The following is a 15,424-nucleotide window of genomic DNA, read 5'->3' as shown; positions in this document are numbered from 1 at the left end:
AGGTCCCCTTGACCGGCGGCGCGGATGCGAAAAATTCATGAAAGTCCCCGTTCGGCGATACGCATGATGGTGAGGGCGGAGAGCGCGGCGCGCTCGCCCAGGCTGTCGATGATAAGGAATTCGTCGGGTGAGTGAATCGCGCCGCCGCGCGCGCCCATCGTGTCGACCACCGGCACGCCGCAGGCCGCGATATTATTGCCGTCGCACACGCCGCCCGAATGGCGCCAGGCAATGTCGAGGCCGAGATCGGCGCCGGCATGTTTGACCAGGTCGAACAATTTTGCTGCCCCGTCATCGATCGGCTTGGGCGGACGGTTGAAGCTGCCATGGACTTCGATCCGGACATCATGCCCGGCGGCGACCATCGCCACCGCGCTGTCGATATGCGCCCGGGCGCGAGTGATCTCCTCCAGCGTGGCGGGGCGGAAATTGACGCGCAGGATGGCGAGGTCGGGGACGACATTGTTCGGTCCGCCGCCATCGATCCGCGCCGGGTTGACCGCCAGCCGGGGGCCGCGCGCCTGAGTCAGGCGCAGCGCGAGATCGGCTGCCGCGACGATCGCATTGCGCCCGTCCTCGGGATTGCGGCCGGCATGGGCGCTGAGGCCATGGACGACGATCGAGAAATTGCCCGTGCCGCCACGTGCGCCGGCCAGCGTGCCGTCGGGCAGAGCGGGCTCATAGGTCAGCGCGGCGATCTTGCCGCGGGCGGCGCGCGCGATCAGGCCGGCGGAGGAGAAGGAGCCGGTTTCCTCGTCGGAATTGATCACCACCTCATAGCCGATCCGGTCGCGCAGCGGCGACGCCTCGACCGATTTGAGCGCGGCGAGCATCAGCGCCAAGCCGCTCTTCATGTCGGCGACGCCCGGGCCGTTGAGCGTGCCGTCATCGCGGAAGGTCAGCGACTGGAACGGGTGATCGACCGGATAGACCGTGTCCATATGGCCGGTGAACAGCATCTGTGCCGGTGCGTCGGGGCGGACCCTGAGATGGAGATGCCTGCCATGCGCGAGCGGGGTGACGGTGCCGTCCATACCGACGCTTTCCGCTGCCTCGGGCTCGACCAGGGCGATCTCGCCGGGGAGTGCGGAGAATTCGTCGACCAGCAAGGCGGCGACTTTTTCAAGGCCGGCGAGATTGCGCGTGCCGCTGTTGATCTCGCTCCAGCGTTCGACCTGCGCCAGCATCGGCTGGCTGCGTGCGACATCGAGCGCGTCTGATTCTGCAGTTGAAAGAACGGACATCGGCCTCGTCTAGCGAGTCAGATGGCCCCGCTCCACCCACTTTGGTTGCGCTTCAGAAACTATAGACCAAAGACGCGCGGCTGGTGGTGTCCGTACCGACACGCCCGATCGGCGGCATGCTTTCATATTGCACGCTGTAGGAAAGTTTTGCGGCAAGCGGGCCGATCAGCTTGGCGTTCAGCGCGGTGGTGCCGGTGATGCTGCTGTTGAAATGCTGGATATAGGCCGAGGCATCCTGGCTGAGCGTGATGGCGCTCGACAATTTCCAGTCGAAATCGATCGAGCCGCGCGCGGCGATGCTGCTCTCCACCGTCGTATCGGTGTAGTTGGTGTGGCGATAGGCCGGGCCGAGTTCGACATCCAGTTTCATGCCCGGCTGCTTGATCGCGCTGTATCCGGCGCCCAGCGACGCCGAATAGCGGTCGGTATAGCCGAGGAACCGGTCGCTTTCATATTGTGCCGCGCCATAGACATAGCCGCGCTCGCCGAATTTGAAATTGGGCTCATAGGCGGCGAGATAATGCTCGCGGCTGACCAGTCCCAGGCTTTCCTGATAATCCGCGGCGAGCCGGACCTTGTGGCGCCAGCGCAGCGTCTCGCGCTGCAGGTCGAGCGCGGCGCTGAGGCCGATATTCTCGGTATTGCCGGTGGTGAAATAGCCGCCAATCTCGGCGCGGCCTTTCCAGAGATCGAACGGCCCCGCCTCGCGCAGCTTTTCCTGCAGCTTGGCCAGGCGGTCGGCGCGCCAGGCAGCGGCGATCGCGGCGATCGCATCGGCATTATCGGGCGCGGCGGCGCGGGCATATTTGACGATCGTCGCGACCTCGCCGTCATTGCCCGAAGCAAGGGCCGCGTCGAGCATGGCCCTGACCTGCGGCGGAATCGCCGCCGGATCGGCGTTGGCGAGGAGGAGTGGGGCGGCGAGCAGCAGCACGGCGGCGGGCAGCAACGAAGCGGCGGGCAGGGTGGGGAGGATGCGCACCAGTCGGGCATAGCGTCCAAAGCATTGTTCCGGAACCGGGTGCAGCAACAAAATATCGTTGGTTGGGGTCATTTGATCGCGGGGGTGGTCAGATCCGTCGTTCCGATGGCGGGGCAGGAAGAGGGCGCGCGCGGAGGCGCGGAGGACGCGGAGGTTTTTTCAGGCGCGGTCATCGCGCTTCGATACTTGCCTGCTTGCGGAGCGGTCGTTCCTTGCGGATTGACCGTTTCGTGGCGCGCATCCTCTCTGCGTCCTCCGCGCCTCTGCGCGAGCCGTGATCTATCTTGCGTGTTCCCCGGCGAAGGCCGGGGCCCAGTCGGGAAGATCGTGGTAACGAAGCGAAGCGCCAGCCAACAACTGCTTCCCGCCTGGGCCCCGGCCTTCGCCGGGGAAGCAGAAAGAAAAGGTTCGCGATCGAGCTCAATCCCAGTTTCCGGGTCGTAAATCGGCATAGAGTTGCTCCCATTCCTCCTCCTCGGTGAGTTTGCGCACGCGGCGATACATCTCGGGCCACACCAGTTCCTCACGCGGCAGGACCGGTGCGGCGAAGGTCAGCGCGAGCGCATCGGCATCGTCGGGCGAGGCCAACCCGCGCGCTTTCATATGCTGTTTCTTTTCGAGCAGGATCGAGACCTGATCGGCGGCATAGCCATATTCGACCCCGGTCAGATCGGTGGCCAGTGCGTCGTCGTCGGGGATCGCGCCGGCCTCCAGCCAGCCGCGCATGTTGCTCCACATCTCGGAGCGCTTGTTGGCGGTCCTGACCCGCATATCGCCCGACCAGGCGGCGTCTTCGCCCTTGCCGCCGAACCAGACTTCATGGACATTGGCGACACCGAGCTGGCGCAACCGGTCGACCACCGCGGCACCGATATTGCCGGCATCGACGAAGATCGCATCGGGCCGGTATTGCTGCGCCGCCAGCGCGACATCGCCGGCCAGCGTCATCGCATCGGTCTGGCGCCAGCGCTGCCACGGCCGGCTGCGCGCATCGCGGCCGCAGCGGATGGCGAGCGTCGAATGATCATCGCCAAAGCGCGCGCAATCGAGCCCGAAAATGATCGGATCGCTGACGAGATTGTGGAACTCGCGGACGCGGGCTGCATCGACCACGTTGCTGGCGATGAACTGCATCGAGGAGGCGCTGGGGAACTGGCCGCGCACCCGGACCCGCACAATGTCGCTGTCCTCGCCATAGGTCGCGACCAGCTCATCGAGATAGGCCTTGTTGGTGCCCTCGACCTTGCGGCTGTCGATTTGCGCCGTGTTCCACAGATGGCGGTGCGCGCCGAAGCAATCTCGGAATGCGCCGGAGTTGCTGGTCGGGTTGCCGAAGGCGAGGAAGATGATCTCCGTTTCCTCGTCGGTCAGTGCGCCGAGCGCCACTTCCCATACTTTAGCGGGAATGCCGCTGGCTTCGTCGAACACCAGGATCAGGCGCTTGCCCTGATTGTGCAGGCCAGCGAATGCCTCGGTGTTGGTGAGGCTCCAGGTGACCAGATCGGCGCGCCAGCTTCGGTCATGGCCCGGGGTGGTCGAGACGAGCGACGTCGCGCCGACCCGGAACCAGTCGCTGGTCAGTGACAGGTTGGACCATTTCGCCAGTTCTGGCGCGGTCTTGGTGAGGAGTTGGTTTTCGGTGTTGGCGGTGACGACGACGCGCGTGTCGACGCCGGTATCGAGGCCCCATTTGATCAGCATCGCGATCAGCGCCGATTTGCCGATGCCGTGGCCCGAAGCGCGGGCGATGCGGCATGGGGTGTGCTGGGTGGCAGGGTTTTGGAGATGCTCCCGGATCACCTCCATCACCTCGCATTGCCATGCGCGCGGGCCGCTAACGCCCTTCAGCGCGCCTTCGCCCCAACGATAGGCGAAGTCGGCATGGGCGAGAGGATCAAGCCTGAAGGCATGCATATACTCGACAAGATCATCGTCCGGCGCGGCGTCGGCCGCTGGATTATTCTCGGGCATGATAGCGCAGTGCCTCGTGAGATTCCGGCGATTTCCGGTTGGCGACCCGGGCGGCCGCCTTGCGGAGTTCTTCGGCCCAATTCCTATCCTTCTCAGGCGGCGGGGTCGGTCGTGCCCAGAGTCCGGGGCGGCGCGCGCGCAGCCATTGCAGCGCGGCGGCGGCATCGGGGCGGACTTCGCGCTGGTAGCGCACGATCACCGGCTCCGTCGTGCCGGTCGGGTAGTAGACGCTGACCGCTTCCTCCTCATAGCCGATCGCACGCTCGTACAGCGCGCGTTCGACACGGTCGTCGGCCACATCCTTCCCGAGCCGGGTCGCCTCGGCGAATTCGGGATAGGCGGCGCGCCAGCGGAAGATGGTGCTGCGCGAGACGCCGAATGCTGCGGCAAGCTCGCGATCGGTCAAGCCCTCGGCGTAGAGCTCCTGCGCCTGGCGGACATAGTCGGGGTCGAAGGTTGAAGGGCGTGTTTCCATGCTGCCGGGATAATGGCGATTGCAGGGGGTTTGAATCGAGGGCGCGATAAAAGGCGCGGGGAGATATGGGACACCGGTTTGTTCCATATCGCTGGCGCGCGGCCATCGCTAGCGGCGCATAAATATATAATTATATCAATATCTTATGAATTTATGCGAGGCACGCATAGCGAGATAAGTATTGTGCCCCCCGAAATAGAATTGCCGGCCCGGCGCGACAGCAGCATTGGCTCAGTCCGGCAGCGCCCAGCGTATTTTGGGTCGGAACCGCACCCCAATCGCGTTGTCGCCGTTCTCCAGCTGCTCCTTGACGATCGCACGCATATACAGGCGATCAGCCATACCCGTGAAATAGGGTGCGTTTTCCGGGGGATCGAAGGATATATCCTGGCAGATGACCGACCGATCCGTTTGGACCTGACATTCGAATAGCTGAGCGCCCGCGCGTGCCTCACGCCTCGCTCGCGCCGGATAATTATCCCCTCGAAGAGCGGTGCCGGCTTGCAGCACGATCTGCCTGACATCAACCAGCACACCAGTGGTGAGGTCGATCGATGGCCGGGGCATCTCCCGGGTTCGCACCGTCAGTCTTGCCAGCCTGAAGAAAGGTGGCTTGTTTCCTTCCGGGGCATGGGCGCTAAAATTTATCGCCGTGCTCCAGAATGGAGAAACGGCACGCGGCGGCAACCCAAGGGCTGCGCGGTCGATCGCCGGAAAGACCGGCAGTGCCGATGGGGCCATGGCACGCAGCAGCTGTATTGCGAGCGACTGCTCCCGATCCGACCAGCTGTCGGGCTGGCAGGTGCGGCGGTCGATCGCGCCGTCATCGCCGATCTCGCAGGTGATCTGCTTTTCCAGCGCAGGCACCACGCCGCCCCATTGCGTCGTATGGCGATACCGTTCCGCGATGGAGAGTATTGCGGGGTCGATCTCGATCGGCGGCACGTCGTGCGTTTCGGCGGTGAACGGAGTTTTGCCGGCATCACCACCACCACTGGCGATTTGCGCAGGCGCGGGCATTGCCGCCGCGACGGACACGGAAGCGGCGGCGCAGAGCATCGCCAATATCTTCACTGGTTTGATCATTACCGCCATATATCCCCCGGATGCTCGATCCGTCTTCAAGCACCGGATGCTGGCGGTTTCAATGTCTCGCTTCGCCCCGAATGAATGTGCTTCCCCGCGCCGGACTCAACTGCGGCGCTGAAGCAGCGCCAGTACGACCGTGGATGCGGCAAGGATGGCGGTGAGGGTCAGCGGCGCGATTGCGCCATAGGTGTCCACGGCATAGCCGCCGACCACCGCGCCGATGGTGATGGCGACCTGGAACGAGACGACCATCAGGCTGCCCGTCGCCTCCAGTGCGTCGGGCGCGGCGCGAGACAGGTTGGTCGGCAGCACCACCGGCGCCATGCCGAACGCGAAGCCCCACAGCGTCACGAAGATGAAGGCGACCGCGACATGCGCGCCGGCGAGCACCAGGGCGAAGGCGGCCAGCCCCATCAGCGCGCTGGTGGTCACCAGGGCCATGCGGATATTCGCATCGGCCAGGCGGCCACCGGCGACATTGCCGACCACTGCGGCGATGCCGAACCCGAGCAGCGCGAGAGCAATGGGAACCGTCGGCAGCAGCGCCACCTGTTCGAGGAAGGGGCGGACATAGACCGACCCGGCGAAATGCCCCGTCATCAGCAAGAGAATGGCGAGCATGCCGAGCTGGATGCCACGCCGCCGCGTCAGCCGCAGGACGTCGGAGAGGCTGTTGCTGGTGGTTGCCGGCAAGCTCGGGAGGCTCAGCGCCTGTAGCAGCATGGCGAGCGCGGCCAGCCCCGCCGTCATCGCCATCGCGACGCGCCAGCCCAGCCAGTCGCTGATCAATGCGCCCAGCGCCGGCGCCGCGATGGTGGCAAGCGATACGCCGAGCGTGACGATCGCCATGCCTCGGCCGATCGAATTGACCCCGGCCACCCGCGCCACGACCGCGACCGACAGCGCCCAGAAGCCGCTGAGCGCGATGCCGAGCCCGGCCCGGCCGAGCAGCAACCACCAGAAATCGGTCGCCAGCGCGGCAAGGATGTTGGAGCCGATCGCCAGGGCGCTGAGGCCGACCAGCACAGTCTTGCGGTTCAACCGGCCGATCAACACATTGCTGAACAAGGCGGTCACGGCGCCGACCGAGGCGGTGGCGGTGACGACCTGCCCGGCGACGCCCTGGCTGACGCCGAGATCGCGCGCCATCGGCGTCAGCAGGCCGGCGGGCAGGAATTCGGCCGAGACCAGCGCAAAGCTGGCGGCCGCCATCGAGAGGACCGCAAACCAGGTCGATGCGCCCCATGCGGCTTCGTCCGGCGCGGGGCTGTCGCTGGTTGTCGCCGCGCCGTCGAGGTGCAGGGCTATCGTGTCGGACATGAAGAACCTCCTGGATGGGAGGGCCTATATAGGGTGGCGTTTTCGGATTATCTGTATCCTATGATCCGAATTCCATGCCTATTCGTCCGGAATTGGTGCGGCGCACAATGCCCGGCGAGACGCGCGTGATGCGCTTGAAGGCGCGAGCGAACGATGCCTCGGACTTATAGCCCAGGCGGCCGGCGACCGCGGCGACCGACTGGTTGCCCTGGCCGAGCCATTCGCGGGCAAGCTGCATGCGCAAGCCTGCGAGGTAGCGCGCCGCACCTTCGCCAAGGACCGTGCTGAAGCGTTCGGCAAAGACCGATCGCGACTGGCCGGCCAGCGCGGCGAGGCTTTCGAGCGTCCAGCCATGGCCGGGGTCGCGGTGGATGGCGGCCAGGACACGGCCGAGATGGGGGTCGCGGATCGCGGCGAGCCAGCCGATGGTCGAACTGTCGGCACCATCCACCCAGCAGCGGATGAGCCGCGCGGTGAGCAGATCGGCCATGCGCGACAGGATCGTGGCGCTGCCCATGCGCGGTTGCGACGCCTCCACGGTCATGGCCTCCAGCAAGGGGCCGATGATCGGATCACTGGCGGCCACGTCACAGCCCTTGATCAGTGGCGGCATCAGGTTGATCAGGGGGTGAAGCGCATACGCGTCCAGCGCCATGGAGCCGCAGAAAAGCGTGCTGGTCGCGCCGGTCCCTTCGCGCACGACCTCACAGACATTGCCGCCCAGCCCGACCACCTGACACTCCTTGAGGCAGTCGTTGACGACATGGGGAGAGCTGGCCAGCCGGTGCGCGATGCCTTGCGGCAACAACACCAGATCGCCGTCATTGAGCGGCTGCCAGCCCTGCGCCTCGGTGTGGATGAAGCATGGCCCCTTGCTGACGAAGTGGAAGCGCAGCAGGTCCTGATGCGGGAAGCCGATGCTCCAGGGGTGCCGGAGTTCGCAGCGGCCATAATTGACGCCGCTCAGGCGGAAGTCCTGCAGGACCTGGCTGAGCGCGTCCATCGCGACTGGGGGTGGGGAGGGGCTGGACGATGGGGTGGGCATTTGGGTGATTTATGTGCCGGGCGTCTGGGTCGCAACTGGGTGATGAGAGGGCGGTGAGGTTGAGGCGAGAGTCTTCCGTGTGGCGTCGGGCTGCTTGCTTAAATCCTTGCCAGATCCTGTTTTGAACCGGGTTGGCCAAGGCCAGCGCACAACTGATACGGGCGCATTTGATACGGGCGCATTCAACCATCTATACAGCATCAGCCGATTGCGGGCGGGTCAGGGGTTAAGTAAACTGTCACCGTAATGTGTTCGGCAGATGGCCTAATGTGATTAGCTTGTTGCTCCGACCGCGTGCATTATCTTGCCCATAACGACGCGCGAGACATTGATTAAATGAGCAACGAAACGCCAAATGCGGCTGAAGCGCCGGGCGAGATCACAGCCGACCGGCCGCGCACCAAGCTCGAGGAAGATGAACTCGGCTATCGCGATTTCGCCGAAGCGATTGCGGCGGGTCTCGCTTCGCGCGCTGGTGACGACGGCTTGGTGATCGCGGTCCACGGCAAATGGGGCAGCGGCAAGACCTCCGCGGTTAACATGGTTGTCGATGCGCTGGCCAAGCGCGAGGCGATCCTCGACGAGGATACACGAACGATCGTTGTGCGGTTCAACCCCTGGTGGTTCTCCGAACAAAAAGACTTAACGCGCGCATTTTTTGGCGAACTAAACGCCTCGATCGGCCAAAAGCTGTCGGTCGGGGTCCGCGACGGCCTGCGGCTTATCGCGAAGAAGGTGACCGGCGCAACCGATCTCGTCTCGGCTGCACTGGCTTGGACGCCGGCGGGCGTGCTCGCGAAACCGATCGCCGATGCGATCAAGGCCGCGGGCGAGGAAATCCCTGACGAGCGCAGTCTGGAGAATGTCCGCGATGATCTCGCCAAAGCCCTCCGCAACGAGAAGCGCAACATTGTCGTGATCATCGACGACGTCGACAGACTTGTCGCCGACGAAATCCGACAAATTTTCCGGCTCGTGAAGTCGGTCGCGGATCTACCGCGCGTGACCTATCTCCTCGTGTTCGACCGTGACATCGCGGTCCGCGCACTCGAACGACCTTCCGATCCCGACGGCCCCGAATGGCTTGAGAAGATCGTTCAAGCGTCTTTCGATTTGCCGCCGGTAGCGCAAACCGATCTCAATCGGCTGTTCGTGCATCGACTCAGCTTGATTGTCGGCGACGAGCCGGTAATTGACGTCGTGCGGTGGGGCAATATCCTGCATGGAGCGGTCGCACCTTGGCTGCGTACCGCGCGCGATGTAGGCAGGCTGGCTAACGCGATCGCCATGGCATGGCCGGCCGTAAAAGGGGAAGTCGATATCCCCGACTTCATCGCGATCGAGACAATGCGCCTATTCGAACCGGCGCTCTACAGGTTCATCCGCCACCATCCTGACGAGTTGACCGGTGCCGAGCCGCATCACGGTGGCCGTGAGGATCGCGACGCTTTCGGACAGATGCTTCTCGCCACAGTCGATGAACACCGACATAGCCGTGTGAAGCGCGCATTACCCTATCTCTTCCCGCGGCTCGATGCGATCTTTTCGAACACTTGGCATGGCGGAGATTGGCGGCAGACAGAGCGCGAGCGCCGTGTGTCGTCCAAGCGGCGATTTCCAGTCTATTTTAGTCTGGGACTGGGGGATGGCATCATCTCGTCGGCTGAGATCGAGGCATTCCGGACAAGCTTTGACGATCCGGCGAAGACCCGCGCAGCGGTTCAATCTTTTGTCGATGCGCACCGACGCGCCGGCGGCACCAGAGCGAGCGTACTGCTTAATGCGCTGATGGCGCGAGCGGATGATGTTGCGGTCGCCGACGCCGAGAAAACGGGCCGCGCGCTGCTCGCGGCGGCCGACCTTTTTTTAATCCTATTGATGGCCAGCGCACTCCGGAGGATTTGCCGATGCGCTGGGCGGTCTCATTCGCTATCGAGCCGGTGCTCGCTAAGTTGACTCCTGAAGGGCGCGCGGCGCTTCTTGCCGAAGCGGTCGAGGGACCATCGCCTATATTTGCTACGTATATGGTGACGAGGATGAGTGTCGAACATGGCCGCGCCGGCGATCAAGAAGCAAAGAGCGAGCACGAACGCAGCCTGCCACTCGCGGCGGTGGTAGATCTAGAACAGGCGCTGGCGACGCGGATCGCGCGGGACGCAGCGTCGGGCGCGCTTGTCCAATTCGACGATGCCGCTGGCATGATGTGGACTTGGGCAAACCTAACGAGTGAAGCGACGGTGCACGACTGGATCGCGAGTAAATTCGACGAGCCCAGCTTCGCCGCTTGGTTGATGAAGACCTTCACTGGCGAGGGCACTTCGCATTCGTTCGGCGATATGGTCGGCCAGCGAATTTACACGGTTAGTCGCGACAGTCTCTCGAAGTTGCTCGATGTCGATAAGTTGCAGGCGATTGCAGAGCAGATGGTGGCGGACGGCAAGGACGACCACAGCGCCGCCGAGCATTTTCTCGCCGGCCTGAAGGATCGCTTCTAGTGATCATCTGCAGCACGTCTCACGGGTGACAAGGCGTTCATTAGTGCAGCTACTTTTTCTGCCCCATGATCGAAAGCTGCCAGACGTCTTGCGGCCAAAACTGAGCAGTTTGGTAGAGCATCTCGTTTACACCGAGAGGGTCGGCGGTTACGGTGACGTCAACTAAACAAACGCACTAAACTAAACGTCGCCGAAACTTAACCTCCGTCACCGAAACCCACCAGAACCAGACCTCCCTCAACTCACCCCGGATGGGCTGCCGACCAGCGGCCATTCTGGGTTCGCCCGCCATAACCATAGGCATTGCCGTTCACCTCATGCACGAGGACATAGCTTTCCTCATGCAAGGGCCCGAGCAACGCCTGCATGCCGTGAAAGGCGGCGTTGACGAACGCGATCGTGTCGGTCTTCACATTGGTGCCGCTGGTGATCTTGATGTCGAGCCAGAAGGCGGACAGTCCGTTATCGGTGGGGTGGCTGCCGGCGATGAACCAGCTTTCGGGCGCGGCGGGTTCGACCAGGACGGCGGTCACGCCCTGATCCTTGAATTACCGTGACACGTGCAACAATCCCTTATCTTCGGAGGGGCCGCATGAAAGGGGGTTATTGCACGTGTCACCGAAACCCGCGCGTCACCGAAACACCGGTTGCAGCGGCGCTGTCACCGCATTTCCCGAACGCCCACCCAATTCTGAGGGTTACTCCGCAAGATCGAAGCGGGTGGCGCGCGCCGAGCGCTCCTTGCCGGTTCGCCGGGTGAGCGCGGCATAGAGTTCGGGGCGCCGGCCGGTCATCCAGCGCCGTCCGCTGCTGGAGCGGACCAGGGTGAGATCGAGATCGGCGATGACGATATCGTCCGCGATCGACCTGCTTTCGGCGACGATGCGGCCATAGGGATCGAGGATCATGGCGTTGCCGGTGCGCAGCTCGTCCTCGTCCCGGCCCACGCCGTTGCTGAACAGGACGAAGACGCCATTGTCATGCGCCCGCGCGGGGAGCCAGCGCAGGAGCCATTCCCGGCCATTGGGTCCCGCGAACGCGCGCCGGAGGGGTTCCGGATCTTCGTGCCGGCCTTCCCACAGGTCCAGCGGGATCGGCTTCATGCCATGCGGGCTGCGCGAGTGCGTCCCGCCGGTCTGGTGCGGCGCGAGGAGAATATCGGCGCCGTCCAGCGCGCAGGCCCGGACATTCTCGACCAGATTATTGTCCCAGCAGATCAGGATCGCCATGCGCACGCCCCAGGGCGTGTCGAACACCGTGAAGCCATCGCCGCTGCGGATCAGCGGATGCTCGAACGCGTGCAGCTTGCGATGGGTATGGCCGGAGCCGTCGGGAAGGCAGAGGCGATAGGCATTGTAGAACTGCCCGTCGGCAGCACTCTCCAGCCATCCGACGCCGATGGCGAGGTCGAGCCGCGCAGCGAGCCGCGCCACGCGGCGCAGCGACGGGCCGTCTTCGGGTTCCGCAAGACCTGCCAGGCCGGCCGCATCGAGCCCGGGAATGTGCCAATATCCGGTGATGCACATCTCGGGCATCAGCGCGAGTTCGGCGCCGGCGGCGCGCGCGTGGTGTGCGAACGCGGCAACCCTGGCGAGATTATACGCCTTGTCGCTCGCCCGATGCCGGAACTGGACGGTGGCTGCTCGCAATGTCGATGTCATTTCCCGTCTCCAGCGGATTGGATGGGCGGGATTTACGGTGGTGGTTCATAAATCACAGTGAGAAATTTTCCGTCTGTGATAATCGATGGGAATGGAAGTATCGCAGCTTCGCGCGTTCGTTACGCTCGCCGATCTGCAGCATTTCGGCCGCGCGGCCGACCGGCTGCACATCACTCAGCCCGCACTGACCAAGCGGCTTCAGGCGCTGGAGGCGAGGATTGGCGCCAGATTGTTCGAACGCGACCGGACCGGCACGGCATTGACGCCGGTCGGGAAAGCGCTGGTGGCCGATGCGGCCAGGATCGTCGCCGACGCGGAGGCATGGTCGGCGCGTGCGCGCGCTGTCGTGAACGGCATTGAGGGCCGTCTCGACATCGGCTTCGGCCTCTCGACCATCGACCTCGCGCCGAGACTGGTGGGGGCGTTCCGCCGCGCTTATCCGACTGTGGCGGTGTCGCTGAACGACTTCTCGTCCAGTGAACAGATCGAGCGCCTGCGCGACGGCCGCCTCGATCTCGGTTTCGTGCGCTTTCCGGTCCCGGCTGCGGATATTGCGAGCCGCCCGCTGATGACCGGCCAGCTGGCGCTCGCCAGCTTTGCGGATGGGGCCGGGACGCGCGGCACCGCTGACCTGCAGTCGCTCAACGAGATCGGGTTCATCCTGATCGACCGGACGCGCGGGCCCGGCCTGCGCGCGCAGATCGACCGGTGGTGCGATCTGCGCCGCTTCGCCCCGCGCATCATTCAGACCGCTGATGATATCCAGACGGTGCTGGCCCTGGTCGCCGCCGGCGTCGGCGTGTCGATCGTGCCGCACCAGGCGGCGCGGCTGATGGGAGAGTCCGTTGCGCTCGAGCCGTTGAGCGGCGCGGAGGCGGAGTGGAGCCTTGGCGCGGCCTGGCGCTCCGGCGCCAGCAATCCGGCATTGCGGAATTTTCTTGGACTTATGGACAGCATGGCCGGGGTTGCTGGGCCATCCGCGGCGGAGGCGAGCTAGGCCTTGGCTGGGCGTCATTCGCCAATCGTGCAATGTCGCAACGACACCTTCAGCCTTATTCAGGGGCCTGAATCAGTCACTTGCTCACCCGGCAAGCCGGCTTATGAATTCACGGCCCGGACAACATCCTGCGGATTGGACATATGGCGCTCAAACGAATGGACAATATGGGCATCGTCGTCGACGACCTCGATGCAACGATCGATTTCTTTCGCGAGCTCGGGCTTGAGCTCGAAGGGCGGGGCGCGATCGAAGGAGAATGGGCCGGACGTGTCACCGGGCTGGGCGATCAGCATGTCGAGATTGCCATGATGCGCACGCCGGACGGCCATAGCCGGCTCGAACTGTCCCGCTTCCTCAGGCCGGCTGTCGTCGCGGATCACCGCAACGCCCCGGTCAATGCTCTGGGCTATCTTCGCGCCATGTTCACCGTGGATGATCTCGACGAGACGCTTGAACGGCTTCGCAATCGCGGCGCGCAGCTCGTCGGCGACGTGGTCCAGTATCAAGACACGTACAGGCTCTGCTACATTCGCGGGCCTGAAGGCCTCCTCATCGGCCTTGCCCAGGAACTCGGCTGAGCGCTCAGGCCAGATAATCCGCAAACCCGGCCAGCACTTCATCGTACAGCGCCTTCTTGAACGGCACGATCACCTCGGGCAGTTCGGCCGGGTCGGCCCAGCGCCAGGCGCGGAATTCCTGGTGCTTCGTCGCGATGTCGACATCGCTGTCCTTGCCGAGGAAGCGGTAGAGGAACCAAAGCTGGCGCTGGCCGCGCCATTTTCCCTTCCACACCTTGCCGATCATGTCGTCGGGCAAGTCGTAGTACAGTTCGTGGTCGATCGTCGCGATCAACTCGACCTTGTCGGGAGTGATGCCGGTTTCCTCAGCCAGCTCGCGGATCGCGGCCTGTTCGGCGTCCTCGCCGTCGTCGATTCCGCCTTGCGGCATCTGCCAGGCCTCGAGCGTTGAATCGATGCGCTGGCCGACGAATATCTTGCCTTGCGCGTTGAGCAGCATGATTCCGGCGCAGGGGCGATAGGGGAGGGTTGCGGGGTCGGTCATGATTTTGTCCCGGTGAGATCGGTCGAAACTGAGATCCTCCCCCGTGCAGGGGAGGATCTGCAGCGCTAACTCGCAGCTTGGGCCATCACACGATTGGCTTCCGCCTCGGCGATGATGGTCCTGAACGCCGCCAATGCCCCGGCGACATCGCCTTGCGACGACGGGATCGCCTGGCGCAGCGTGATGAAGCCGTGGACGTTGCCGACGGCTTCGCGGAAGATCGTCGGCACGCCGGCGGCGATCAGGGCGGCGGCATAGGCGCGGCCCTGGTCGCGCAAGGGATCGAGGCTGGCGGTCACCACCAGCGCGGGCGGCAGCCCGGCGAGCGGGCCGAGCAGGGGTGAGGTGCGGATATGGGTGCGTTCGGCCCGATAGGCGGCCTCGAACCAGTTCATGCTGTCGCGGGTGAGCAGATAGCCTTCGGCGAATTCGCTGAAGGAGGGAAGCTCGCGGCTTGAATCGGTCGCCGGATAGATCGGGAATTGCGCGATCACCGGGACCTTTGCGGGGGCATCGCGCAGCGCGACGGCGGTGACGATCGACAGGTTGCCGCCCGCGCTGTCGCCGCACACGATCAGGCTGGTGACCGAGCGGCCGAGCTCGGCCGGGCTTTGCGCGACCCAGCGCGCGGCGGCTTCGCAATCGTCCGGCGCAGCGGGCCAGGGATTTTCCGGCGCAAGGCGGTAATCGACCGAGACGACCGGAAGATCGAGCACGCGCGCGGTCTCGGCGCAGAAGCTCGCATGGCTGACGATATCGCCGATAACGAAGCCGCCGCCATGATAGAACAGCACCACCGGCCCCGGCTCGCGCGAGGCGCGGGCGTCGAACAGGCGGGCGGGGATGTCGCCGGCGGGGCCGGGGATCTTCAGGTCGGTGATCGTCGCCAGTTCGCCGAGCGGCAGGTCCGCGACGTCCTTCATCGCGACATACAGTGCGCGTGCGGCGGTCGCATCGAGCTCGTGCATCTTCGGGCCCGGCACATTGTTGAGATAGGTCAGGAAGCCGCGGACATCGGGGCGGACGAACGGATCGGACATAGAGCGGCGTCTCCTGACGGGGCCGGAGCATGGCGAAGCC

Annotated in this window: 15 protein-coding genes; 4 read left to right on the top strand and 11 right to left on the bottom strand. The window is 64.4% G+C overall.

Features of this window, described 5'->3' with window-relative positions; translation table 11 throughout:
• Nucleotides 1-35: 35 nt before the first annotated feature.
• The 7 genes from H3Z74_RS09745 to H3Z74_RS09715 form a co-directional block, all read right to left on the bottom strand.
• Nucleotides 36-1,244: a hydrolase gene (locus H3Z74_RS09745; RefSeq protein WP_187763672.1), complete on the bottom strand. Its 1,209-nt coding sequence runs from the start codon at nucleotides 1,242-1,244 to the stop codon at nucleotides 36-38.
• 52 nt (nucleotides 1,245-1,296) lie between these two features.
• Nucleotides 1,297-2,226, bottom strand: coding sequence for a DUF481 domain-containing protein (locus tag H3Z74_RS09740; RefSeq protein ID WP_229727001.1), 930 nt, complete (start codon nucleotides 2,224-2,226; stop codon nucleotides 1,297-1,299).
• A gap of 420 nt (nucleotides 2,227-2,646) precedes the next feature.
• Entirely contained in the window at nucleotides 2,647-4,197 is a 1,551-nt protein-coding gene (locus H3Z74_RS09735; RefSeq protein WP_187763670.1) for a terminase, read from the bottom strand.
• A complete protein-coding gene (locus H3Z74_RS09730; RefSeq protein WP_187763669.1) occupies nucleotides 4,184-4,672 on the bottom strand; it encodes a helix-turn-helix domain-containing protein in 489 nt (162 codons plus the stop codon). Before H3Z74_RS09730 ends, H3Z74_RS09735 begins: the two co-directional genes overlap by 14 nt.
• A gap of 231 nt (nucleotides 4,673-4,903) precedes the next feature.
• The gene (locus tag H3Z74_RS09725; protein ID WP_187763668.1) at nucleotides 4,904-5,767 is read right to left on the bottom strand and encodes a hypothetical protein; all 864 of its coding nucleotides are present in this window, start codon (nucleotides 5,765-5,767) and stop codon (nucleotides 4,904-4,906) included.
• Nucleotides 5,768-5,863: 96 nt separating this feature from the next.
• Nucleotides 5,864-7,081 carry an MFS transporter gene (locus H3Z74_RS09720; RefSeq protein WP_187763667.1) on the bottom strand — a complete coding sequence of 406 codons (1,218 nt, stop codon included), beginning with the start codon at nucleotides 7,079-7,081 and terminating at the stop codon, nucleotides 5,864-5,866.
• A gap of 58 nt (nucleotides 7,082-7,139) precedes the next feature.
• Entirely contained in the window at nucleotides 7,140-8,126 is a 987-nt protein-coding gene (locus H3Z74_RS09715) for an AraC family transcriptional regulator (RefSeq protein WP_187763666.1), read from the bottom strand.
• A gap of 336 nt (nucleotides 8,127-8,462) precedes the next feature.
• Here H3Z74_RS09715 and H3Z74_RS09710 point away from each other — a divergent pair, with 336 nt between their 5' ends.
• Nucleotides 8,463-10,082 carry a KAP family P-loop NTPase fold protein gene (locus tag H3Z74_RS09710; RefSeq protein ID WP_187763665.1) on the top strand — a complete coding sequence of 540 codons (1,620 nt, stop codon included), beginning with the start codon at nucleotides 8,463-8,465 and terminating at the stop codon, nucleotides 10,080-10,082.
• Entirely contained in the window at nucleotides 10,034-10,621 is a 588-nt protein-coding gene (locus H3Z74_RS09705) for a hypothetical protein (protein WP_187763664.1), read from the top strand. The genes H3Z74_RS09710 and H3Z74_RS09705 overlap by 49 nt, the downstream gene beginning before the upstream one ends.
• 242 nt (nucleotides 10,622-10,863) lie before the next feature.
• Here H3Z74_RS09705 and H3Z74_RS09700 read toward each other — a convergent pair whose 3' ends face one another.
• Together H3Z74_RS09700 and H3Z74_RS09695 are read right to left on the bottom strand one after the other, a co-directional pair.
• Entirely contained in the window at nucleotides 10,864-11,154 is a 291-nt protein-coding gene (locus tag H3Z74_RS09700) for a hypothetical protein (protein WP_229727000.1), read from the bottom strand.
• A gap of 165 nt (nucleotides 11,155-11,319) precedes the next feature.
• Nucleotides 11,320-12,282 carry a nitrilase-related carbon-nitrogen hydrolase gene (locus H3Z74_RS09695; protein WP_187763663.1) on the bottom strand — a complete coding sequence of 321 codons (963 nt, stop codon included), beginning with the start codon at nucleotides 12,280-12,282 and terminating at the stop codon, nucleotides 11,320-11,322.
• Nucleotides 12,283-12,367: 85 nt separating this feature from the next.
• On the opposite strand from H3Z74_RS09695, the gene H3Z74_RS09690 reads away from it, so the two are divergent.
• Both H3Z74_RS09690 and H3Z74_RS09685 read left to right on the top strand, forming a co-directional pair.
• Nucleotides 12,368-13,279: a LysR family transcriptional regulator gene (locus H3Z74_RS09690; RefSeq protein WP_229726999.1), complete on the top strand. Its 912-nt coding sequence runs from the start codon at nucleotides 12,368-12,370 to the stop codon at nucleotides 13,277-13,279.
• A gap of 167 nt (nucleotides 13,280-13,446) precedes the next feature.
• The gene (locus H3Z74_RS09685; protein ID WP_229726998.1) at nucleotides 13,447-13,860 is read left to right on the top strand and encodes a VOC family protein; all 414 of its coding nucleotides are present in this window, start codon (nucleotides 13,447-13,449) and stop codon (nucleotides 13,858-13,860) included.
• A gap of 4 nt (nucleotides 13,861-13,864) precedes the next feature.
• On the opposite strand, the gene H3Z74_RS09680 is transcribed toward H3Z74_RS09685, so the two are convergent.
• Nucleotides 13,865-14,344 carry an RNA pyrophosphohydrolase gene (locus tag H3Z74_RS09680; RefSeq protein ID WP_187763661.1) on the bottom strand — a complete coding sequence of 160 codons (480 nt, stop codon included), beginning with the start codon at nucleotides 14,342-14,344 and terminating at the stop codon, nucleotides 13,865-13,867.
• 65 nt (nucleotides 14,345-14,409) lie between these two features.
• Nucleotides 14,410-15,384, bottom strand: a complete 975-nt coding sequence (locus H3Z74_RS09675) for an alpha/beta hydrolase (RefSeq protein WP_187763660.1) — start codon at nucleotides 15,382-15,384, stop codon at nucleotides 14,410-14,412.
• Nucleotides 15,385-15,424 lie beyond the last annotated feature (40 nt).

The organism is Sphingomonas alpina, from assembly GCF_014490665.1.
Taxonomy (GTDB): Bacteria; Pseudomonadota; Alphaproteobacteria; order Sphingomonadales; family Sphingomonadaceae; genus Sphingomonas; species Sphingomonas alpina.
The sequence above is the reverse complement of the archived record's forward strand: the minus strand, read 5'-3'. Positions and strand labels throughout refer to the sequence as shown.